Source organism: Desulfoscipio geothermicus DSM 3669, assembly GCF_900115975.1.
GTDB classification, from domain to species: domain Bacteria; phylum Bacillota; class Desulfotomaculia; order Desulfotomaculales; family Desulfallaceae; genus Desulfoscipio; species Desulfoscipio geothermicus.
In genome coordinates this window covers 90347-111361 of sequence record NZ_FOYM01000004.1, presented here as the reverse complement: position 1 = coordinate 111361, position 21015 = coordinate 90347, and the positions used below count along the sequence as shown (strand labels likewise).

Below are 21015 nucleotides of genomic sequence, written 5' to 3'. Positions count from 1 at the left end.
ACAATGACCAGTAGTACGGACATGGTGCGAGCCGTATCCTGGGCCGACATTTAATTACCTGCCTCAAATTTATAGCCCTGGCCCCAGGCCGTTTTGATATAGCGTTTACCCATATGGGCGCTGAGTTTTTCGCGCAAACGTTTGATATGCGTATCCACGGTGCGGGGGTCACCCAGGTAGTCATATTCCCAAACCTGCTGCAACAGCTGTTCCCGCGAAAAAACCCGGTCCGGGTTACCGGCCAAAAACCACAACAGCTCAAACTCCTTGGGGGGCATGGAGACAACCTGCCCGTTCATTTCCACCTGTTTGGCGGCGTTATTTAGGATCAAACCGGGTAATGTGATAACCTCAGCGTCTTTTTTTCCCTCCGCGTGGTGCATCCGCCTTAATACGGCTTTAACCCGGGCCACCATTTCCCGGGGGGAAAAGGGCTTGGTTATGTAATCGTCCGCCCCCATTTCCAGGCCCAGCACCCGGTCCAGTTCCTCTCCCCGGGCGGTGAGCATAATTATGGGTATGGAAAGCTGTTTTCTGATTTCCCGGCACACTGCCCAGCCGTCCTTTTTGGGCAGCATGATGTCCAAAAGGATCAGGTCCGGGTGGCGAATGGGCACTTTTTGCAGGGCTTCTTCCCCATCCAATATTACTGGCGTAAACTGAGCTTCATGGGCGTTGTTAAAAGGGGAGGGCGCATAAAATCCGTCCCTCCCTTTTCAGTTACCAAAACAAATCATTTACTGGGTGCTGCCGGCCCCAAAGCCTCCCCGAAAGCCGCGGCCCCATTTGCCCCTGTTTTGGGCCATCTGGGCCAACTGCTCCTGGGTAAGTAAAGACCGGCACTGCTCCCGGCTTTGCTGGGCGATGCCGTACAGCTTGCCGCGCAGATCGTTAATCTCCTTGATCTTGGCGTCTATTTTGGCTTTGTCCGGGTTTTTCTGTAGCTGTAGCTGCCTCAGCTCCTGCATGCTGTCCATTAGCTTAATGCGCAGGTCGCGGGTTTGCGCGTAGGTTTTTTGCCTGATTTCCTGCATTTTAGCGATTTGCTGGTCAGTGAGATTTATGGCATCCACCGGGCTGACCCAGTCATCGCTATTAAGCATACGCGGGCCGTTACCACCCCAGCCCATTCCGGCCGCCGCAGCCACCTGGACAATACCGAATACCAAAAGTAGTGTAACGGTCAAAAGCACTATTTTCTTGTTCACTATTACACCTCCTTTCCCATCTGATTCCTCCTTAGTAAATTGGTTTTATGTTTGGGGCCTTTAAAAAAATATTATTGCCTGTGCATTGCATAAAAAAAAACAGCTCCCACCACAAGTTGGTAGGAGCTATTAGCCTGACCGGCGGTTCTACGGCGGGCCCCATCGCCTGGTTATTTTTGGGGTAATTTTATATCACTTTGGTTTAGATAGTCAAGAAATTCATTTGATATTAAATTACTCTAAAAGCTTGCCTTTAAAAACTGTTACGGCTTATGGTTTACTTGCACAGGCCCGGCAATGCTCCCCCCAAAAACGATCTGACATAGTAAGCTTATGATAATTGATAACTTCGCCGGGGTCGGCACGAATAATTTTTTCTAAGCAATGCGAGCAAACTTTTTTTCCCGCAGCATTAATTAAAGCTTTGGAAAGCCCCAGTTTACTTAACCTTATTTCTCTATCCGGCACATTAAATTCTTCTACGTCTACGGCATCGTTGCTGACCACGGCTAAACCGGCTTCCCCTTTTAATTCCGGGTCATGCACCACCGTGTAAGGCTTTCCCAATTTCCGGGCCAATTCCTCGTATTTTTCAATAAAGCAATCAGCAATGTCGCCATTGATGACCAATCTGGCAGCCCTTTTGTCCTTTAGGGCCTCAATTATTTCCGGGTAAATGGCCGGTTCCGCCACCTGCTTCCTGGTCAGCAGCCTGATAACCCGCTCCTTAAATTCTCCCAGGTAATGAACTTTTTCATCGTGTTTGAGTTCCGGAGGCCCGTAAATACCTATGGCCAGTGCTTTTTCCAGTTCATTTTTATTCATCCATGTGCCAATTGCTTCCGCTTGAATATCTTGTTCTGTCATGTTTAAACCTCTTTCGGTGGTATATATCTTCCTCGCCCCGCTTTTGTCATTATAGGCGTAGCGCGGCAGTATTTGGGGACATTCCTCCGACCCCAAATCTGCAAACCCTAAAGAGGAGGTGTGTCCCCTTTCCTATGAAGTATAGATTGCCGCGTCGCTTAACTCCTCGCAATAACACGGGCTAAACGATGTAGCTTTGCTAGCTCTCTGTTAGTTATATTTATTTTCGCCAAATACATTAACCGGCTTGTTTGGTGTCCTCCATTTTTAGCACCACCGCCAGGCCCAGCGCCGCCAGCAGGCCCATAACACTCCCGAAATAAAATGTATAGGCAGCGCCAAAGTAATGCCAGATCAAACCGGCCAAAAGGGATGCCGGCAGCAATCCGATGCCCACCAAAGTGGCATGCAATCCCAGCATGGTGGCCCTGTGTTGTTGTGGCGCCACATCGGCCACAAGAGCTTTTTCCACGCCTTCCGTTACCCCGTGATACAGCCCGTAAATAATGAATAATAGCCATAGATGGCCGGCATCGTGCACCCGGGCAAAACCAAAATAAACGGCGCTATAAATTAAATAGCCGGTAATCAATAACTGCCGCCGGCCGATTTTATCCGATAACACGCCCGCCGGGAAGGAAACAAGGGCGTAGCTGACGTTAAATACCAGGTACAGTAAAATAACCTGTGCCGGGTGCATCCCCAGGTCCGAGGACCGCAGCAGCAGAAACTGGTTGGATGAATTGCCCAGGGCGAAAAGAAAAACGACAATTAAAAAACCTTTTAAGCGCGGGTTTAAAGATTGCCAATTCAGCGGCACGTCCTTAATCGAACTTTTAGGCGTTTTTTCTTTGGCCTCGCGCACCAGCGCCAAAATCAGCACACCGAGGAAAGCCGGAACCAATGACCAGATGAATACATGACGGTAATCCCCCTGATATGATGTAAACAAGTAATAAGCCAGGGCAACCCCGATTACTGCTCCGGCGGTGTCCAGCATCCGGTGCAGTCCGAAGGATTTGCCCTTTTGACGCGGGTCGGTGGAATCGGCAATAATGGCATCCCGGGGAGCGGTCCTGATCCCTTTGCCAAAACGGTCCCCGATGCGTCCCGCCAGCACCCAGGCCCAGGAGACCGCCGCAATGATGAGAATTTTCGATAACGCGGAAGAAGCGTAACCTGCTATGGCCAGCGGCTTGCGGCGCTGCAGTTTATCGGATACCCGACCGGAAAAAACTTTAAGCAGGGAAGCCAGGCTCTCGGCTATCCCCTCGATTAATCCGACAACAGCCGGGGTGGCCCCCAGCTGCTGCACTAAAAACAGCGGAATTAAGGGGTAGACCATTTCGGAGCCAATATCGGTTAATAAACTGGTCAGCCCGAGGATAATTATGTTAAACATTTAATACCAAACCACCTTTCTGACATCATGGTCCCCACCATTTGTCATTATTATTTGCTGCAATTTGGCCGGCTCCGCAAAGACTAATCAATGTTGTCCATATCTTCCCGGGCGAACACCTGGTCGCCAAAATTATCCAGGCAAGCCCGGCATGATGCCAGCAGTTGGTAGGTTTTTTCCTGCAGGAATGAAGTGAAATAATCCCGCTCCCGCACCTTTTCAAACCAGTTGTACAGCTTTTTCAAATCCTCTTCATTTTCTTCCAGCTCGGCATAGGTAAAATGCGCTGCTTTTGCCTCAGCATCCAGTTCATAGAAAAAATCGTGGCACTTCTCAATTATCTCGGCATATTCTTCGTCCCTGGTGTCGTTAAACAAATTAATGATTTTGTTTTCCGGGCCGATAAAATCAGCCTTGATCAAATACCCCTCACCGCCGTAATTTTCAATTTCATTTTTAATCTTGCGAAAGACCCGCTCGGTTTTTTTGTTAAACGGCAGGATGCAAACTGAATTTTGCAGGTAAACCGCCCCGATCTCCTTAATTTTTCTCCAAACCGACGCCCGGTACCGGGAAGGCTCAGCCGGTATTTTATAGATTAAAATCAACCATTCCACAGATTTCACCTCCATAAGTTAGGGACATTCCTTCCCCGTTATTTATACAATTTGTGCATCTTGAGCACCAAGGAAGGCGCGCCCGGACCGGGCGGACAGAGTCGTCCGCCCCTACAAATTTGCGCATCTTGGACAACCACGGAAGGTGTGTCCCCATTCCTTACTAACAATAGTTACAAACATTATTAAACAATTGCACATACTTGTCAAGCATAAAACAAATTAAGACCCCGGGTATCCACTTTGCTTACAGGTGCATGTTATATTAAGTGCAGTTATATTAGAGAAGTTTTAGGTTACCGCGCTATGCCCCAATGGCAAACATTTAAACCATGTCTGTACGGGGAATGAAACAAGGCGGCAATTGTAAATAACAATTGTTAAATGACAAATTAAACATTATAAATTAGAGAATAGTCCAGGATAAGCGAGCACAAAGGCATGGGATGGTTATAATCATTATTTTTTGCAGAATATGACAATTGACTGTTTCTTTCCGGGCAATTACATTTGTTATAAGTTACATATTACAGCGATGGAGCTCGCTTAACGCTGCAAAGCTAATAGCTCCTACCACCTTTAACGGGTTTGGTAGGAGCTTTTTTGTTTACCGCACAAGCCGGGTAATGTAATTGGTTAGCTTAACTGGAGCGCGTCATGTGAAAGGTGATTTTATGCAAACATTCGGCAATTACCTGAAACAGCTCCGCAATAAAAAAAACTTGACCCAAAAGGAACTGGCCCGTTTAGCGGGGATAGATCCCAGCACTTTATGCAGGCTGGAGCAGGGCAGCAGAAAACCTACCCCGCGCATGGTCAGGAAACTGGCCAGGGCGCTGGAACAGCCGCTGGCGGAATTGATGGCCCGGGCAGAAATGAAGCAAATTGCGGAAAACCTGCCTGTATTTGCAGAGCGGCTGCACAGCTTGCGTAAACTATCCGGCCTGACCCAGGAGCAATTGGCGGAAATACTGGACTGTCGTAAATCCGTGCTGGCCGGCTGCGAATCAGGGCGCAGGCCCCCCGGTTACCTGCTGTCTTTAAAAATTGCCAGTTATTTCAACGTCAGCCTGGATTATTTGTTTGGCTTGACGGAGGGCAATAAAGACGGCAATCAAGCTGGTTTAACCGTGGAGCAGGAAGTAGTCTTAAGCATTTTAAAGAACCTCCCGTGGTTAACTTGCAAAACTTAATCAAGTTGGGTGAAGGCGCCAGCGCGCAAATAATTCCCATCGAAAGGAGGTGTAAAGCGTGATTTCCGTGGATATACCCGGCCGCGGCATGCTGCAGCTAAAATACATCGTGCTGGATTATAACGGCACGATGGCCAAAGACGGCATACTGCTGCCCGGCGTCGAAGAAAGGTTAAATCAGCTCAGCGAGAGTCTCGAAGTACACATCCTTACTGCCGACACCTTCGGCAAGTGCCGGAGTGAATGCAAAGGCATCAAAGGCACCGTTCAGATCCTGGCCCAGCCGATCGGGGGCGATGAAAAAGAAGCCTTTGTGGAACGCCTGGGGGCAGAGCATACAGTGGCGGTGGGCAACGGCGCCAACGACAGGCTGATGCTGGCAAAAGCGGCCCTGGGCATTGTGGTTTTAGGGCCGGAGGGAACTTCCGTGCAGGCGCTGCAAAATGCTGATGTGGCGGTAAAAGATATTAATGAAGGACTGGAGCTGCTGCTGCAGCCCAAACGTTTGATTGCAACCCTACGCCTGTAGTTGATAAGGTTGCGGATGGCTGTAATAATAATTGCGACTTAATTGTTGTCGGCACCAGGGGGCGCGGCGACTTTAAAGGTATGCTGCTGGGCAGCGTTAGCCGAAGGGTTATCCAACAGTCGCACTGTCCTGTATTAGTGGTTAAGTAGTTGGGGAATTACAAATTTTATAATTTTTGGAGGGCAGGTGTTATATATGAGCCTGCAGTTAAACATTGTGCGGGAAGAAGTAGTTTTACTTGACCCCGGGTCGAATTTTACGCCCAAGAAAATGATAGTGGAAAAACGTTTCGACCCGTTGACCGGTGATGTGAGCAGAGTTGTCGGTTTTAAAAAATTTCAGCTTCCCATTGTGGATTGGTCCAAAGCAGTGAAGCGCTCACTGCAAACCCCCTGCCCGTTTTGCGGGGAAAACCTGTTCCAAATGACCCCGCAATTTCCCAAAGATCTTATTGAGGAAGGGCGGATTGGGGTGGGCAGGGCTACGGTGGTGCCAAACCTTTCCCCTTATGACCGCTATTCCGCGGTGGTGGTCATGGTTCCCGATCATTACGTTCCCCTGGAGGAAATTAGTTTTGATTTGGTAAATGATTCTTTGGAGGCCGCCGTCTTATTTTTGCAAAAGTGTGCCGCCAAAGACGCCGCAGGAGCGGCTTACATGACCGCCAATTGGAACTATATGCCCTACTCCGGCGGTACCCTGGTCCACCCGCACCTGCAGGTGCTGGCCGGGCCTTCCCCGGGCAATTACCATCGCAGGTGTATGATGGGGGCGGAAGACTTTGCCTGGAAAACGGGTAAAGATTTCTGGGATGAATTAATTAATTATCTCAAATTTCGCACTTGACAAAAAAGCAGATTTATGCTGCTTGAAAACATAAACGCAGTTTAATAAAACTGGGTAATTTTTCTAAAAAGCGTGTTAAGATTTGGTCAATCATGGCATCAGACAAAAACAGATTTTCCCGAAGAGTTTGTTTAAATAAATCCAACAAATAAAGCAAAGCTTGCGAAAAATCCATATCGGCCACTTCAAAATTGATAAAAGATACCCCCGTAAGCCCGGTTATCGACTTGCTCCCGGTTTTCAACGGCTAACATTATATAACGTATGGTTACAATTGTTATATGTGCAAACATGGCATCATAACTACGCGATTGAAATTCTTTGGCCAGTCGTAAAAAAGACTTACAAACCTTAAAATAAACTTCAATATCCCAGCGCAGGCCGTAAATACGGATCACTTCTTCTTCCGGCAAGTAGAACAGAGGCTGCTTACCCTTTACCCCCTAGAACTGGCCGTGGCTAAAGCGCTCAGTAGCACAGATGCTTACGAGCTGACCGACTGGGTAAAAAACTTGATTAATGACACTTACGCCAACAAGGACAAAATTAAGCCCATGTACGAAAGAAGGGCCAAACCCACCCCTTTGGAGATATACGGCTGGCTGCCTAAAAAGTCCGGCTGCCGGTTGTGCGGCGAGCCCACCTGCCTGGCCTTTGCCGCCAAGTTGGTTATGGGAGAAAAACAATTAAAGGACTGCCCGCCGATTTGGGAACCGGGAAAAGAAGACCTGCTGGAGCCACTGCAGGGGATCATGGAAGCATTGGGGGTTTAGTATAATTTTCATTAATAAGATATTGCCATATATGCTTTTTAAGCATTTAAATACCATTATAAGTAGGAAAGTAAAAAAAATGTAACCCTGATCGTAACCCTGATCTTTAAAGCTATTTAGCCACGTTAAAATTACTCTCTTTAAAAAATTTGAATCTTGACCATAGCCACTATCAATTAAAGAAAAAACTGTATAACATAGCGCAACGCCAGGAAAAGAATCAATGCTGCCATAATGGCTTTTACAATGTTCTCCTTGAGATACTTTTGAATATACGCGCCGCAGTATGTCCCCAGCAGGCCGCCAACTCCGAACAGCGCGCCCAGCGCCCAGTCGGGGGCCACGTTGGTGGACGCGCCCACGGCGGTCATCGCTAGAATGGAATAAAATATGACTCCCGCTATGGAGGTAAGGAACGTCCCGGCCAGGGCCGCCCCGGCCACGGTGTAAACGGGCAGACCAAGGATGGAAACGCAAAAGGGAGCGATGATAGCGCCGCCGCCGATACCGTAAATGCCGCCGATCAATCCCACCGCCAGCGCCAGCGTAAAAATGGTTATGGTGCTGAAAGAATAAGTTTCACCCCAGAATTCATATTCTATCCTGGTCAAAGAAAAGCTTTTGGTTTTTACAACAGCGTCTGTCGGCAACCCGGCGGCTATTTTTTTGTTGCTCTCCGCCTTAATCTTAGCCACCCGTTCTTTAAACTTTTGCTCCAGCGCTTTATTTTGCGCCTTTTGTTTTTTTGAGCCGCTGGTAAATTCGGTAACAATTTTTAACCCGAGATACAGTAATACGCCGCCCATAAATAATTTAAACGAACGGGGGTCGGGCAAATACTCTATCCTCACCCATGAACCTAAGAAAACCCCCGGCAAAGTACCGATAGACACCACCCAGGTCAGCGGCCAAGCCATGCGCCCCTCTCTAATAAACCTATAAAGGCCGCCCGGAATGGCCACGATATTATAAATCAAGTTGGTCGGGCTGACCGAAGGGCTGGTATAGTGCAGCACGCTAACCTGAAAAGGCAGCAGTAAAAATGCGCCGGACACTCCGGCGGAGGCGGTAATTGACGAGACAATAAACGCCACCAGCGGAGGAATTAACGGGTTAATCTCCACACCGGAAACAGGAAAAAACAATTATATCCACTCCTCTTTAAATAATGTAAAAACAGCCTTGTATATACTAGCGTTGCAAGCAACGCCACACCCCTGTGGGCCCGCTTGTTTAATGATCAGTGACCGGTTATACTCCTATTTAATTATTCTTTTCCACAGCTCTATTCCATAAGGAATAACCTTTTCCGGTTGAATTTTAAAGTTTCGGTCACCTTCGAGCTGAATTAAAGCATCCACAAGCCGGCTAAGCAAATTATCCGAAGTTTTAAGCCCGGCCAGTTCGGACTTAAATCCACCGTCATCAGGTTTTGGCGTAAAGACCCGTAAATACCAAGGTTTTTCATAATAGTTTCTAATCATATCCAAATTTTTTTCCAAGAGGTTTATTATGGTATCTACGACCGGGTGATGTTCCAGTACAAGTGACACCTGCACCAAAAAGCAATAAAGGAAACGCTTGATCTCAAAACCGCTGGTTTTTAGCGGACCGTTATGGTACAGGTTCATTTCCAATAAAGATCGTTTTTTATTTCCGGAAATAATTATATGGTCATGCAGTGTGATACCCAGTAAGGCCAGCTGCCATTTTAAAAATTCGGTGGCGGCTATATCATCATCGGAAGGGATAATTTCTCCATGCCAGGGTAGATGCGGGTGGTTATGTACCACTATGGCTTCCCGGAAATAAGTCTTGGTTTCACTGACCCACTCGATGATCTTGTTGACGGGCGGTATAATGGCCCAGGTATCGCTGCAGCTTTGTCCGCACAATACTGACACCTTACCCTCACTCCCACCAAAAATTAAAACCGCCCGTTCTTGTTCTTGGGTGGCGATATCTTGCACTTGGACAATACTGAATATATCCCTCGGCATAAAGGCGCAGTTCACGGCGGTCATTCTTAACCCCTCCCGTCGCCCTGGTTGAGCAGGTCGTCTTTTAACTTAAGGACGAATTCCTTTAAAAGCAATGCCCTGATGTTATACATTCCCAGACCTAAAGCCGCAATAATAGCGATAAAACAGAATTGCGGCAGCTGAACACCGCATATAGTAGGTACATCGTTTACAGACCTGGTTACGTCTCCCTTTTTTTCCCGCCATATAATAACTTTAGGCTCCTGGCTGCTTGCGCCCGGGTTTGTGCCTTTTTTGGTTTCCTCATATTGCAGGTATATCCCCCAATGCCAGGTTATATATTTGGGGCGCAAAAATGCAGTTAAATATAAGCTGGTAGATCAACACCGAGCTAACCAGAAAGATCAATATTAGGTTCCAGGATATTTGTTTTTCATATGTTTCTATCCGTTTATCCAGTTTTTTTTCCTTTACATTATAGTAAACCATCTAAAAATCACTTCCCTAACAGGGAATTAGCCCGTTCTCTTCCAATATCTCCTCTCCCCGGGGTCCCGTAAGGATTTCAATAAATTCCTGCGCCAGTTCCTTTTGATTGGAATTTTTGGGTATGGCCACGGCGAATTCAATGGGAGCGCCTACGATTACAGTTTCCAGGCCGGGGTAATTACCCTCAATGGTTACCTTGGCCCGGGCGTAATGATCCGCAAAGCGGGGGTCGCTCAGATTTATCTCGGGCGGGAACTGGATATATGGCAAATTCATTTGCTTGGCCACGGACAAGTACTCAAAACCGTAGTCAATTTTGCCTTCCATCAAGGCCATGGCCAGGTCGAGGGATTTGGGGTATAAGTTGCTCCAGCCGTTTTCCAGCGCCTGGTACAAACCGGGCCTGTGGTAATATTGTTCCGCCAGCTGCCAGAGTATCAAAGTGCGGTAACCGCAAGGGTGATCGGAACGCGCGTATTTAATGGTGGGATTGCCCAGCAGCACATCCATCCAGTTTTGCTCGTTAATTTTGTTCCTATCCGTGGAAAATTCATCAAAGGCCAGCACCATTTGGTCGGTGGCAAAAACAAAGGAGGTGTCCACAAACCGGGGGATTAAAAGATCGTTAAACACCTGGTAATCCGCCAGGGCAATTACATCCACAATTTTGCCTTCCGCCACGGCTTTGGCGCAAGCCCGTGAGCCAGCGTAATCAAGCTCCACTTTTAAATTCGGGTATTTTTCCCAAAGGATATGGATGCACTCTTTGATGGGCTTTCTGAGCGCGCCGGCATGCAGGATTTTCAGCGCGTTTGGGTCAGTTTTCATTAATGCTCCCCCTTGTCGCTAGAATATCATATTCCGTCAAGAAATCTTCAATTTGTCTCTTTTGTTGCTTCAGTTTCAGCATAGCTTCTTGCAAGGCTTTAATCCCTTCTCCGGTGATGGCATACTTTCTCCGGGCCGGCCCGGACTCGGCAGCCTCCCAGCTGGATAAGACAAACCCTTCCTTTTCCATGCGCCGTAGGTTCCGGTAAATAGTGCCCGGCTCCACTATTTCACCTTCGTGCAAAGCATTAAAACTTTGGATAAGTTCATAACCGTGGGTCGGTTTTTTTAAAATAAGCAAAAGAAGCATGGGCTGGATCATTCTGTCCAGAGAAACACCAGCGCCATTTTCAGTTTTTCCCGCGGCCATTTTTACCTCCCCGTTCAAGCGACGTTGCAGAAATAGTCAATATCATAGCCCTTTTGCAGTAAGGCTTCCATTATCGTATCCGCATCAATACAGGTAGGATTAAATGAAATCATAACCCGCCTGGCTGTTACATCAAAACTGCTTAAACGTAGTCCCGGTTTACAGCGAAGGATATCCTTGATGTTGGGCAAACTAGCAGCAGGACATTTTTGATTAAGCTGGATGATCATCCTTTCCATTGTCATCCCTCCAAATGTAAAGAATTTTACGGTCATTTCAGGCTTACTTAAACCTATGTGCATCATGCACTTAACGTTGTTGCAAATATAATAGCATTTTTTCTGTAGTTTTACAATATTTAATTACCAGCCATCTGGTTTTAATTATTGCCAGCTTAATGAACCTATGATAATATTCTATATAGGCAATATCCATATATGGGGGTTTTGATTTTGTGCCAGGATCACGGTAGCCATCACAAAGGCAGCTGCCGCTGCGCGGGTATGCAAATGGGGCGGTTTATGCAGCCCTGCCTGCTATTACTGCTGCACCGCCAGTCCACTCACGGTTATGAACTGATGCAGCAACTGGAGGAGTTTGGTTTCGCCAGCAGTGAAATTGACCCCGGGACAACCTACCGCCATCTGCGCAAAATGGAGGACGAAAGGCTGGTGCGTTCGCGGTGGGAAACGGAGCAAGGCGGCCCGGCCAAAAGATTGTATGAAATCACCGCCGAAGGGGAGGAAATTCTTCATGCCTGGGCGGTCACCATCAATTTTAACAAGCAGCGGCTGGAAAAGTTTTTGGAGCAGTATCAAAGCCAGTTCCAGGAACCAACGAATAAGAAAGGCGAGCCCTGAATAAACCCCTAGCGCGCGCTTTTAAAAATATGATACCTTGCGTTTGCCATAAATATGGCTATATGCACTTTGCTGTAAAAGTAAATTATTTTGAAAGGAGAGTTGGAACATGTGTCATGGAAATAAGCATCATTTCAACCGTTGTCATGGAGGCCCGCAGCAAATTAACACCTGTCACCAAGGCCCACACCAGCACATGAACCGGTGCCACGGTGGCTCACATCATCAACCGGTCCGGCATGAAGGCTGCTGCTGCAGCTCCGACGGGTTTAAGCGCCAGTTTTTCGGTAAAGAGGAACAAGCAGTCAAGCTGGAAAAATACCTGCAGGATTTAAAGTTGGAAGCCAAGGCAGTGGAAGAAAAGATCAAGGAGCTTAAAGGAGAGGCTTAAACCTCTCCTTTTTCCGGTTAACCAATTAACCTTTTAGTAATATGCGATAGAAATAAAGTAGGACAGAATATAAGGAAATCTAAACCCAGGATAAAACGCCATTTATAACGAAATGAGGTTACCGAACGCTAAACGTGGTACAGCACTAATAGAACCAGCAACCCCACCAACCAACAATGGTTACGTTTAAAGGGTATTTGCCGAAACGCAGACAATGCTAACACACTTACGACCAATAGTACCAACCAGGCAAGTATCCCGCTAATAATCTCATTCTGATAATGCACCCGGGCTCCCCATCCCCACCCTCGCCTTCCATTTAAGGCCTCAAGGCCATGCAGGGTTAATACAGCCAGGCATGCCAGAGCCAGGTGGTGGTGATAGCGAACCCAAAAAGTCAACCCTTTTCGCCAAAACTTTAAACGGCGCAATAAAAAAGGCATCAAGGTGCTTACTAGCAAGGTAAAACCGAGCCAACCCAGAAATTCTATCATGCATGTTCCCCCGTGTTGTTAAATCTATGCGACAATGAGCAATATTTAATGAACATTATTCTAATGAGTTACCAAAAATTCCTTCTTGCCCCGGTGGCAAAAGGACTCAACCACGACATTATGATATTTAACGCCATTATAATGAAATGAGGTTAACGATATGTTCAATGCTGCGCTTTTTATCCTCGCGGCGGTGGCTCTAATTGTTTCCTGGCGTAAGGACCGGGAAAAAACCGGCAAAGCCCTGCAGATCGCCAAAAAACAATTTTTTAACCTGTTGCCCAGCATGCTGGGGATTATCGGCCTCATCGGCCTGATGCTGGCCCTGGTGCCCCGGGAGGTTATCGCCGGCTTTTTCGGCAACGACAGCCCGCTGGGCATCCTGGTCATTTCTTTAATCGGCTCCATTACTTTAATCCCGGCGTTTATCGGTTTTCCCCTGGGCGCCTCATTAATTGCCGCGGGGGCCAGCGTGACGGCGGTGGCCTGTTTTTTAACCACCGTGCTGATGGTAGGCGTGGTCACAGCGCCGATGGAAATAGAGCTTTTCGGCAAGCGGTTTACCATTTGGCGTAACGCGGCCGGCCTGGTGACTGCGCTGGCCATTGGCATCATCATGGGGGCGATTTTATAATGAAAAATCAGTATAAGATGAAAGGGGACACACCTCTGAACAAGGAATGTCCCCAATTAAAGTATAAAAAGTACCTGTTATTTCTACTCGTGGTTATTGCAGACGGCTTTCTGTGGTATTACTACCCGGACCGGGGTGTGTCGGCCATTACCAGCGCGGCGGATTACCTGATAGAGATGCTTTTATTTATCCCGCCCATTTTTGTGCTGGTGGGCCTGCTGGATGTTTGGGTGCCGCGTAAAATCGTGGAAAAACACGTGGGTCCCGAGTCTGGAATTAAAGGTATCATCATCTCCATCCTGGTGGCCACGGCGGCGGCCGGCCCCCTGTACGCCGGGTTTCCGGTGGCTTACGCTTTGCTCAAAAAAGGCTGCCGGATGGCCAACGCGGTCATTTTCCTGGGCACCTGGGCCACCATCAAAATACCTATGTTAATGATGGAGATTAAGTTTATGGGCCTGTCCTTCGCCCTGCTCCGCCTGGTTCTGACCCTGCCCGCCATAATTATAACGGGTTACCTGCTGGAAAAATTGCTGGCCGGGCAACCGCAAGCCGAGGTGCCCCCGGCGGAACATGTGTAAACCGGTAATGTTAATTGAAATTTACGGTTAACAAGGTGGGGATACTTTTGCAAGCTATTCAGGCACAAAATCTGGTGAAAAGGTATGGATCCGTCCTGGCGGTGGATGATGTTTCTTTTTCCGTGGCTCCGGGGGAGATTTTCGGTTTTTTGGGGCCCAATGGGGCCGGTAAAAGCACCACCCAGCGCATGCTCACCGGGGTCATCGCCCCGGACGCCGGGGACATCCAAATTTTCGGCTATGACCTGCTGCGCTGCCCCAACCCGGCCAAGCAGCTGATGGGCATCGTCCCGGAAATGGCCAATGTTTACGTGGATTTGTCGGCCTGGAACAACCTGATGTTCATGGGCGAACTGTATGGGATTGGTAAAAAGACCCGGATAAGCCGGGCTGCCCGGCTTCTGGAGCAATTTAATTTGCTGGAGAAGAAAGACCTTAAAGCCAAAGGTTTTTCCAAGGGCATGAAGCAGCGGCTCTTAATCTGCATGGCCATGATGAACGACCCGCAAACTCTGTTCCTGGACGAACCGACCTCCGGGCTGGATGTACAGAGTACACACCTGATTCGTAATTTGTTGCGGGAGTTCAACGCCCGGGGCCAGACGATCTTTTTAACCACCCACAACATCGAGGAAGCCAACCAGCTCTGTGACCGGGTGGCTATCATCAACCGGGGCCGGGTCGTGGCCATTGACCGGCCGCAAAATTTAAAACTTACCCTGCAGAGCCTGCAATCGCTGGAAGTAGCGTTTAGCTCGCCTTTACAATCAATGGATATATTGTATTCCGTGGAAGCGGTTAACGAGGTTAAGAAGACGGGCGATAAATTCAGGCTTTATACAAATCAGCCGGCCAGAGCCATTTTATCGGTGGTGGATTTAGCCCGCCGGCATAACCTGGAAATCCTGTCCATCAACACCCTCGGCCCCAGCCTGGAGGATGTTTTTTTAAGGCTGACCGGGGGGCAAGAAAAAAGAGGTGCTCACAATGCAAGCTGTTAGCCAATCTGCGACCACCGGCCTGCGGCGTTCCCTGGCGGTGGCCAAAAAAAACGCTATGATTTACTATTTGAAACCACCGGTTTTAATTTTCGGCGTGCTGTTTCCCGTATTTATGTTCCTTGCCTTCGCAGTGGGGCGCGATGTACCCCGCCAGTCCCTGGCCCCGGGGCTGATAGCCATGACCATTTTGTTTACCGCCTCTTCGGTAGGTCCCATGATCGCCCCGTGGGAACGCAAGGCCAAAACTTACGAACGACTGTTGTCTGCGCCCCTGTCCATCTTGCAACTGGTTTTGGGCGATATCCTGGCCGGATTTATCTACGGCCTTGTGATATCCCTGGTGCCGTTACTGCTGGGCATCTTGATCCTGGGGGCGCATATCGAATATCCCCTTCTTTACGCCGCCGGCCTTATCTTATCCGCATTTTGCTTTGCTGCACTGGGCGCGTTAATGGCAGCCCTGCCCACCGATGAGCCCTCAATGGTGATGATGCTGTCCAACCTGGTGCGAATTCCATTGCTGTTTATCAGCGGAGTTTTTATCCCGATTAACCAAATGCCAGTTTGGGGGCAAAAGCTGGCCATGCTGTCTCCGCTGAGTTATACCAGCGACCTGATGCGCCTGGCCCTGGGGCATGGTTCCCTGTGGGGAGGTTATCTTAACTTTGCGGCCTTGTTGTTTTTTATCGCCGTTTTTTTACAAGCCGCCGTCTTTTTCCACCGGCGCGGCATCGTGCGCGTTTTTTAAACGGCTTTGGGAAAACTGCAACCGCCTTCGCAAACGCCTCTTAAATCAGAGAAACCGCTAATAAATATTATTAGTTATACTTTGTACTAAAAACCTTGACCTGTTAAAGAAAGCGCGCTTAGATCAATTACATTAAAGCGCGCTTTTCAATATTTTAATGTTTAGACTGGCTAAATATAGCCAGCATATACTTTTTTAAAATAGAAGCAAAAAGAGGGGAATGATTTCCCCTCCCGCCCGGCCGGTTGCTATTGTTTTGCCGGAATTATTTAATTGGTTCCACTAAAACCGCCAAATCCACGGGCCCCGTGTTTACCGAAACCCCTCATTTTAGCCATCTCCGCCAACTGCTCAGTGGTCAGCTGGGACTGCATCTGCTCTCTGTTTTGCGCCTTGATATTGTACAACTGGCTTCTCAGATCATTAATTTGTTTAATCTTGGCGTCGATCTGGGCCTGGTCGGGGTCCTTTTGCAGCTGGTACTGCCGCAGGTCAAACATTAAGTCGCGCAACTTGTCCCGCAGGTCCCCGGTTTGCTCATAAGAACTCTTTTGTAACTGCTGCATTGTTTCAATTTGCTGGTCGGTCAGGTTCAAGGCCTCCACCGGGCTGACCCAGTTGTCACTGTCCAGCATCCGCGGGCCGCCGCCCCAGCCCATGCCGGCAGCCGAGGCCACCTGGGCGATGCCGAGGACCAGCACCAGCGTTACAGTTAAAACTATCATCTTCTTTTTCACTTGTATCAATTCCCTCCTTAACTTAAAAAACTGTTCTGTGGGCTATCCCGCCGGGCTCTTACGCTTTTTATTATATAAGGTATTTTTTACTGTTCTGTGAATGAACTGTGAATAAATCCGGAACTTTACCTGTTCACAGGATGTTCAAACTTTTTTCACAAAATAGCCCCAAATAGTAGCTATAATAATATGCAGGAACTGGAAGGGGGGTACTAATTGAAATGAATACTGGAAATAACCAAGGGGATGGCAGGGAGATGACGCCGAAGAAAAATCTAGCCGGTACGGCCCTAAAACAGTGCTTATTTTTAGTCGTGCTGGCATGTTTACTGGGCTGGACATTTAACTATCCATTGGTAGTAAAATCACTTGGCGGTGAACTACTGGCCGAAATTCAACAAAAGCAGCTTGCTGATCTCAAAGCAAAGGCGGAGCAATTAAGCACCGATATAAGGTTTATCGACCTAATTTCCGCCAAGAAACTGTTTGATGAACGGCAGGCTATTTTTCTAGACGCCAGAAGCCCTGAAGAACATGCGGCAGGGACTATCACCGGCTCTATTGGCATATCCCTGATGTCGGTAGTGAAAGGGGAAGTGGTGCTGGAAGAAGCCATACCCGACCATAACGCCGTTATTGTAACCTATTGCAGCGGCGGGGAATGCGATGTGGGGGTGGAAATGGCCAAAGAACTGGTGGAACGCGGCTATACCAATGTGTACGTGTTGGGTGAGGGTTATCCCGGCTGGTTGGACGCGGGTTACCCAGTGTCTAATCCTAATGGAGGTGATATAAGCTGATGAAACTTTTACATAATGATTATTTTCAATTGGCGGTCAGGCTGATCATGGGCGGGTTGTTTCTCTATGCAGGCCTTGGCAAAATCATTGCTCCTTTGGATTTTGCCGCCTCTATGTACAATTATAAACTCTTGCCTGATGAACTGATCGGCCCGGTGGCGGTAGCCATTCCCTGGATTGAAACCCTGGCCGGAATTTGTTTGCTGCTGGGGTTTAACACCAAAGGAGGTTCGCTGGCCATAGCCGGGTTGCTAACTATGTTTATAATCATTTTAATAATCAGCGCCGTTCGCGGCCTGGACGTTGATTGCGGTTGTTTTAGCGGGGTGGAAAGAACGGTGGGCTTTTTGGCTATCTTTGAAGATTTAGCCATGCTGGCAGGAGCCCTTTTTCTACTTTACTTTGACCGGGTTAAACTGACCCCGTTGGCAGCACTTACCGGTAAAAACAAGTCCTGAAAGGAGTCACTTTTTATGACTGCGCTTAAAAATCTATGTGCCGTACTTTTCCTCATATTAATTTTGTCAATAAGCTCAGTGGGTTGCTTGCCAAGCAATGAAAGCAATCATGATCAAACACCGGTTGTTTCCGTGTCGCCTGAACAGCAAGAGGAAATAAATAATGCCTACGCGGAAGAAAACCTACCACATACTAACGGTGTTGACGAAGAACCAATTAATTCGGAACCAACCGCCGGTAGTATAAAATCAAACAATGTCATTGAGAACAACCAGATGCAAACACCCATTTCATCTGAACAACAAGAGAATACCGACCTATCCTCTTCCCAACAAAGTAGTTCCGATCAAGCTGTTACCCCAAAAGATAGCACCGGGGTTAAGGAAATCAGCGCCCGTGACTTAAATGAAATGATCGCTTCATCAACAAATCTGGTCATTATTGACATTAGCACCCCGGGTGAATATCAGGAGGGGCATATTGAAGGTTCATTGCTTGGAGATTTACGGTTGATGCGGACGCAGCCGGAACAATACCTGGATTCACTGGGAATAAATAAATCCGATACCATTGTGCTAACCTGTGAAACGGGCAACAAAAGCTACATGGTTGCAAAATTATTATTGGGGACTGAGTATCGAAATGTATATAACCTGGCCGGTGGAAAAATTGATTGGGTGCGTGCTGGATATGATTTAGTCGCGGGAGATAGCTAACGATTAGGTTAGAAAAGCATACCTATTTCAAGGAAATGAGGTGTCTAGAATGTCAGTTTTGAATATAAAAAATTTAATTGAATTCTCAGGCCGGGAGCAGGTAAAAAAGGTTTTGTTTGATCTACCCAAAACCAAAGGACTGTTAATCTGTTTTGAACCGGGCCAATCAGTTCCACCCTGTATAATGGCCTCTGATCTAATATTTTACACTGTGGAAGGAAAGGGCCTGCTGGAAATGGAGGGAGAAAAACAAGATATGCAAGAGGGTATATTGATCATGGTACCGGCGAATAAGGAGCGTAAGATTACCGCCATTACCAGGCTTGTAGTTTTAGCCATACAAATACACTGATAATTACCATCGTACTAATCTATCTTGAGACAGATGCGAAATAACCTTTAATCATATACACAGTGTTAACGAAGATAGGAGGTCAAAATGCACAAGCCCAATGCAAAAACAATTATATTCGGATTGATTATATTAGCCTTCATAGTCATAGGAACCAAACCGCTGTGGACAAATTAAGAAGACCGGGTCGATGTTGATTCAGAGCAGTCAGCTGTTACGGCCCAAGAAGTTCCAGGGCAAGATACACCAACTCCTGGCGTTGCAGCGGATACCGGTGCAGTCACCCTGACTCAACTGCTGGATAACAGTTTCGCCACAGGGAAACCCGTAGCAGTGATACTAACGTATGATGCGGATTGCTGCCCGGATACCAAGAAATTTTTCGACGAACACCGGGCAACTACCCAGGAGATTGAAAAGAAATACGGGGAAAAAGTTAGTTTTGCCTGGATTGATATTGCCATATATGATCAACTGGAACACGATAAATTAATGGAAGTTGCTGAAGAATTAAATGTCAATTCCGTTCCCGCCGTAGTATTGTTGGATAACAACCGCAAGGTGATTAAAAGCTGGATTGGAGAATTGAATCAAGAAGAAGTAAGCCAGGCTATAGAACAGGTGGTGAATTAAGTACATGCCATCAGTGGATGCACTATTAGCCGGCTCATTGGGTTTTTCACTGCTGGCCGTTTTGGCCGCCGGATTGGTTAGTGGATTGAGCCCCTGCACTTTGCCCACAGTGGTAATGGTGGTGGCCTATGTGGGAGGACACGACAACCGCTCCCGGTTAAAAGGGTTTATATTATCTTTATCTTTTGTGTTGGGGCTTTCCCTTACCCTGGCCGCTGCCGGTGCCTTTGTTTCCCTGGCCGGTAAGATGTTTTTAGGCAGCAGTGTTGTCTGGTACATAGCTGCTTTTGTGGCGGTACTGATGGGCGCCAACATGCTTGGCTTGTTTACGCTACCAAGTTATTCTGTAAATCTGCCCGGCATTAAGCGGAGCAGCGGAGTGTTAGGGGCATTCCTGCTGGGTATTCCCTTTGCCATAATTGCCTCTCCCTGCACCACTCCGGTCACAGCCACGGTACTGGCTTATGCCGCCACCAAGGGTAATGTATTTAACGGTTTTATCCTCCTGTTTGTATATGCCATTGGGCGCAGCATCCCTTTACTGGCGGCGGGCACCTTCACCTCGGTACTTAAAAACGCATCCAAATTCGCCCGGGTTAGCGAGGTGATACAAAAGATAAGCGGCCTGGCGCTGGTAGGATTAGGATTCTATTTGTTATATAGTACCATTAGCTAAAGCTTGACAAAAATTACGGGAGCACAAGATAAACATGCCCCCGCCGTTATGACGCCAAGAAGTCCGTTCCGGGGTAGCCACTCTGAAACGGACTTTTTTATTGTTAAAGTATACTTAATTGCAGTCAAAGCCGAGTGGTGGTACCTGGAGCGAACATACGAAGCCATAAATTGGGGACATTCCTCGAAGAGGTGTGTCCCCTCTCCTTAAAAGAGCGAACGAGGCGGAGGATAAGCGGCGAATCTGTTTGAGGCCCGAAGGGCCGAGTTATGCAGCCGCCCGGAGCTAAAGTAGGCTCATACAATTATAAGGCCGAGTCAGTGAGCGGAAGGTACCACCACTCGGCTTTTTTAATCGGCACTGTTCTTGATCCTTACCCATAGAGCCAACCCGGTTATACCACGCTTGTTAAAAATTAGATTGCAAATCGGACTCTATTCATTAAATCGTCCAGGCCGCTTTTGTCACCGTTAAAATCATATGTTTTAGCTATCTTATCATCGAGAGGCTTTTCCAGGTTCACATTTTCAGCACCACCAATGGCTATGATTGGTATTTCCCAGCGTTTAAATATTTTACGGCAATGCTCTCGAATGCTGTTTATATCACTCAATGCTCGATCTAATACAATCAGATCCGGTTTTATTTCTAATAAAAATTTTTCCGCCTCTTCGGCATTCGAGGCCATGATCACATAAAACCCTTCCGCTTCCAGGCCGACGCTAATCACTGCCTGCAGCAACTCATCGTCTTCAATGAGCATGGCCGTATTTTTCCCAGGCATTATTACCCCTCCCTGTTAATAGTGCAGTTTATGGTTCTTCTTTTC

Annotated in this window: 31 protein-coding genes, 1 pseudogene and 2 riboswitches; of the genes and pseudogenes, 17 read left to right on the top strand and 15 right to left on the bottom strand. The window is 47.6% G+C overall.

Features of this window, described 5'->3' with window-relative positions:
* Nucleotides 1-50: 50 nt before the first annotated feature.
* The 5 genes from BM299_RS03825 to BM299_RS03805 form a co-directional block, all read right to left on the bottom strand.
* Complete coding sequence (locus BM299_RS03825; RefSeq protein ID WP_245779631.1) at nucleotides 51-644, bottom strand: response regulator transcription factor; 594 nt, start codon at nucleotides 642-644, stop codon at nucleotides 51-53.
* Nucleotides 645-737: 93 nt separating this feature from the next.
* The gene (locus tag BM299_RS03820) at nucleotides 738-1208 is read right to left on the bottom strand and encodes a Spy/CpxP family protein refolding chaperone (protein ID WP_092482132.1); all 471 of its coding nucleotides are present in this window, start codon (nucleotides 1206-1208) and stop codon (nucleotides 738-740) included.
* A gap of 113 nt (nucleotides 1209-1321) precedes the next feature.
* Nucleotides 1322-1384, bottom strand: a riboswitch (Fluoride riboswitch).
* Nucleotides 1385-1478: 94 nt separating this feature from the next.
* Complete coding sequence (locus BM299_RS03815; protein ID WP_207545120.1) at nucleotides 1479-2075, bottom strand: YueI family protein; 597 nt, start codon at nucleotides 2073-2075, stop codon at nucleotides 1479-1481.
* Between the two features lie 238 nt (nucleotides 2076-2313).
* Nucleotides 2314-3477 (bottom strand): MFS transporter, encoded by a 1164-nt coding sequence (locus BM299_RS03810; protein ID WP_092482131.1) that lies wholly within the window; start codon nucleotides 3475-3477, stop codon nucleotides 2314-2316.
* Between the two features lie 83 nt (nucleotides 3478-3560).
* Nucleotides 3561-4094 carry a Chromate resistance protein ChrB gene (locus BM299_RS03805; protein WP_092482130.1) on the bottom strand — a complete coding sequence of 178 codons (534 nt, stop codon included), beginning with the start codon at nucleotides 4092-4094 and terminating at the stop codon, nucleotides 3561-3563.
* Nucleotides 4095-4616: 522 nt separating this feature from the next.
* A riboswitch (Fluoride riboswitch) is annotated at nucleotides 4617-4674 on the top strand.
* 79 nt (nucleotides 4675-4753) lie between these two features.
* Between BM299_RS03805 and BM299_RS03800 the strand changes: the two genes are divergently transcribed.
* The 4 genes and pseudogenes from BM299_RS03800 to BM299_RS03785 all read left to right on the top strand — a co-directional run bounded on the left by BM299_RS03800 (nucleotide 4754) and on the right by BM299_RS03785 (nucleotide 6662).
* On the top strand, nucleotides 4754-5287 hold the full coding sequence (locus BM299_RS03800; RefSeq protein WP_092482129.1) for a helix-turn-helix domain-containing protein: 534 nt from the start codon (nucleotides 4754-4756) through the stop codon (nucleotides 5285-5287).
* Nucleotides 5288-5345: 58 nt separating this feature from the next.
* Entirely contained in the window at nucleotides 5346-5816 is a 471-nt protein-coding gene (locus tag BM299_RS03795; protein WP_092482128.1) for an HAD family hydrolase, read from the top strand.
* A gap of 35 nt (nucleotides 5817-5851) precedes the next feature.
* Nucleotides 5852-5965 (top strand): annotated as a pseudogene (locus tag BM299_RS20165) (universal stress protein); the annotation flags it as partial.
* A 46-nt stretch (nucleotides 5966-6011) separates the two neighbouring features.
* Entirely contained in the window at nucleotides 6012-6662 is a 651-nt protein-coding gene (locus tag BM299_RS03785; protein ID WP_092482127.1) for a hypothetical protein, read from the top strand.
* A gap of 13 nt (nucleotides 6663-6675) precedes the next feature.
* On the opposite strand, the gene BM299_RS19225 is transcribed toward BM299_RS03785, so the two are convergent.
* Nucleotides 6676-6837, bottom strand: coding sequence for a hypothetical protein (locus BM299_RS19225; RefSeq protein WP_165608169.1), 162 nt, complete (start codon nucleotides 6835-6837; stop codon nucleotides 6676-6678).
* 10 nt (nucleotides 6838-6847) lie between these two features.
* Nucleotides 6848-7075: a transposase gene (locus BM299_RS03780; RefSeq protein WP_165608168.1), complete on the bottom strand. Its 228-nt coding sequence runs from the start codon at nucleotides 7073-7075 to the stop codon at nucleotides 6848-6850.
* Between the two features lie 42 nt (nucleotides 7076-7117).
* Here BM299_RS03780 and BM299_RS03775 point away from each other — a divergent pair, with 42 nt between their 5' ends.
* Nucleotides 7118-7435 carry a (Fe-S)-binding protein gene (locus tag BM299_RS03775; RefSeq protein ID WP_092482125.1) on the top strand — a complete coding sequence of 106 codons (318 nt, stop codon included), beginning with the start codon at nucleotides 7118-7120 and terminating at the stop codon, nucleotides 7433-7435.
* A 176-nt stretch (nucleotides 7436-7611) separates the two neighbouring features.
* Here BM299_RS03775 and BM299_RS03770 read toward each other — a convergent pair whose 3' ends face one another.
* The 5 genes from BM299_RS03770 to BM299_RS03745 all read right to left on the bottom strand — a co-directional run bounded on the left by BM299_RS03770 (nucleotide 7612) and on the right by BM299_RS03745 (nucleotide 11343).
* Entirely contained in the window at nucleotides 7612-8580 is a 969-nt protein-coding gene (locus tag BM299_RS03770) for a sulfite exporter TauE/SafE family protein (RefSeq protein WP_092482124.1), read from the bottom strand.
* Nucleotides 8581-8694: 114 nt separating this feature from the next.
* The gene (locus tag BM299_RS03765; protein ID WP_092482123.1) at nucleotides 8695-9459 is read right to left on the bottom strand and encodes a JAB domain-containing protein; all 765 of its coding nucleotides are present in this window, start codon (nucleotides 9457-9459) and stop codon (nucleotides 8695-8697) included.
* A gap of 462 nt (nucleotides 9460-9921) precedes the next feature.
* Nucleotides 9922-10734, bottom strand: coding sequence for an extracellular solute-binding protein (locus BM299_RS03755; protein ID WP_092482121.1), 813 nt, complete (start codon nucleotides 10732-10734; stop codon nucleotides 9922-9924).
* On the bottom strand, nucleotides 10724-11104 hold the full coding sequence (locus BM299_RS03750; RefSeq protein ID WP_092482120.1) for a PadR family transcriptional regulator: 381 nt from the start codon (nucleotides 11102-11104) through the stop codon (nucleotides 10724-10726). Before BM299_RS03750 ends, BM299_RS03755 begins: the two co-directional genes overlap by 11 nt.
* A 14-nt stretch (nucleotides 11105-11118) precedes the next feature.
* Entirely contained in the window at nucleotides 11119-11343 is a 225-nt protein-coding gene (locus tag BM299_RS03745) for a hypothetical protein (RefSeq protein ID WP_092482119.1), read from the bottom strand.
* 213 nt (nucleotides 11344-11556) lie between these two features.
* Between BM299_RS03745 and BM299_RS03740 the strand changes: the two genes are divergently transcribed.
* The gene (locus BM299_RS03740) at nucleotides 11557-11964 is read left to right on the top strand and encodes a helix-turn-helix transcriptional regulator (RefSeq protein ID WP_245779630.1); all 408 of its coding nucleotides are present in this window, start codon (nucleotides 11557-11559) and stop codon (nucleotides 11962-11964) included.
* Between the two features lie 109 nt (nucleotides 11965-12073).
* Nucleotides 12074-12355 carry a hypothetical protein gene (locus BM299_RS03735; protein ID WP_092482117.1) on the top strand — a complete coding sequence of 94 codons (282 nt, stop codon included), beginning with the start codon at nucleotides 12074-12076 and terminating at the stop codon, nucleotides 12353-12355.
* Nucleotides 12356-12483: 128 nt separating this feature from the next.
* On the opposite strand, the gene BM299_RS03730 is transcribed toward BM299_RS03735, so the two are convergent.
* Nucleotides 12484-12849: a ferric reductase-like transmembrane domain-containing protein gene (locus BM299_RS03730; protein ID WP_092482116.1), complete on the bottom strand. Its 366-nt coding sequence runs from the start codon at nucleotides 12847-12849 to the stop codon at nucleotides 12484-12486.
* A gap of 160 nt (nucleotides 12850-13009) precedes the next feature.
* Here BM299_RS03730 and BM299_RS03725 point away from each other — a divergent pair, with 160 nt between their 5' ends.
* From BM299_RS03725 to BM299_RS03710, 4 genes are read left to right on the top strand one after another with little or no spacing between them, the layout of a single operon-like run.
* Nucleotides 13010-13483 (top strand): permease, encoded by a 474-nt coding sequence (locus BM299_RS03725; protein ID WP_092482115.1) that lies wholly within the window; start codon nucleotides 13010-13012, stop codon nucleotides 13481-13483.
* Nucleotides 13483-14064 carry a permease gene (locus BM299_RS03720; protein WP_245779629.1) on the top strand — a complete coding sequence of 194 codons (582 nt, stop codon included), beginning with the start codon at nucleotides 13483-13485 and terminating at the stop codon, nucleotides 14062-14064. The genes BM299_RS03725 and BM299_RS03720 overlap by 1 nt, the downstream gene beginning before the upstream one ends.
* A gap of 47 nt (nucleotides 14065-14111) precedes the next feature.
* A complete protein-coding gene (locus BM299_RS03715) occupies nucleotides 14112-15065 on the top strand; it encodes an ATP-binding cassette domain-containing protein (RefSeq protein WP_092482114.1) in 954 nt (317 codons plus the stop codon).
* Entirely contained in the window at nucleotides 15052-15813 is a 762-nt protein-coding gene (locus tag BM299_RS03710) for an ABC transporter permease (protein WP_092482113.1), read from the top strand. The genes BM299_RS03715 and BM299_RS03710 overlap by 14 nt, the downstream gene beginning before the upstream one ends.
* 269 nt (nucleotides 15814-16082) lie before the next feature.
* Here the strand turns inward: BM299_RS03710 and BM299_RS03705 are convergent, their stop codons facing one another.
* Nucleotides 16083-16550 (bottom strand): Spy/CpxP family protein refolding chaperone, encoded by a 468-nt coding sequence (locus tag BM299_RS03705; protein ID WP_092482112.1) that lies wholly within the window; start codon nucleotides 16548-16550, stop codon nucleotides 16083-16085.
* 221 nt (nucleotides 16551-16771) lie between these two features.
* Between BM299_RS03705 and BM299_RS03700 the strand changes: the two genes are divergently transcribed.
* From BM299_RS03700 to BM299_RS03675, 6 genes are all read left to right on the top strand, one after another.
* Nucleotides 16772-17350, top strand: coding sequence for a rhodanese-like domain-containing protein (locus BM299_RS03700; RefSeq protein ID WP_092482111.1), 579 nt, complete (start codon nucleotides 16772-16774; stop codon nucleotides 17348-17350).
* Nucleotides 17350-17808 carry a MauE/DoxX family redox-associated membrane protein gene (locus tag BM299_RS03695; protein WP_092482110.1) on the top strand — a complete coding sequence of 153 codons (459 nt, stop codon included), beginning with the start codon at nucleotides 17350-17352 and terminating at the stop codon, nucleotides 17806-17808. Before BM299_RS03700 ends, BM299_RS03695 begins: the two co-directional genes overlap by 1 nt.
* A 15-nt stretch (nucleotides 17809-17823) precedes the next feature.
* The gene (locus BM299_RS03690; protein ID WP_092482109.1) at nucleotides 17824-18525 is read left to right on the top strand and encodes a rhodanese-like domain-containing protein; all 702 of its coding nucleotides are present in this window, start codon (nucleotides 17824-17826) and stop codon (nucleotides 18523-18525) included.
* A gap of 49 nt (nucleotides 18526-18574) precedes the next feature.
* Nucleotides 18575-18877 (top strand): cupin domain-containing protein, encoded by a 303-nt coding sequence (locus BM299_RS03685; protein WP_092482108.1) that lies wholly within the window; start codon nucleotides 18575-18577, stop codon nucleotides 18875-18877.
* Between the two features lie 285 nt (nucleotides 18878-19162).
* On the top strand, nucleotides 19163-19510 hold the full coding sequence (locus BM299_RS03680; protein ID WP_092482107.1) for a thioredoxin fold domain-containing protein: 348 nt from the start codon (nucleotides 19163-19165) through the stop codon (nucleotides 19508-19510).
* Nucleotides 19511-19514: 4 nt separating this feature from the next.
* Nucleotides 19515-20186 (top strand): cytochrome c biogenesis CcdA family protein, encoded by a 672-nt coding sequence (locus BM299_RS03675; RefSeq protein ID WP_092482106.1) that lies wholly within the window; start codon nucleotides 19515-19517, stop codon nucleotides 20184-20186.
* A gap of 415 nt (nucleotides 20187-20601) precedes the next feature.
* Here BM299_RS03675 and BM299_RS03670 read toward each other — a convergent pair whose 3' ends face one another.
* Nucleotides 20602-20970, bottom strand: coding sequence for a response regulator (locus tag BM299_RS03670; RefSeq protein ID WP_092482105.1), 369 nt, complete (start codon nucleotides 20968-20970; stop codon nucleotides 20602-20604).
* Nucleotides 20971-21015: the final 45 nt, after the last annotated feature.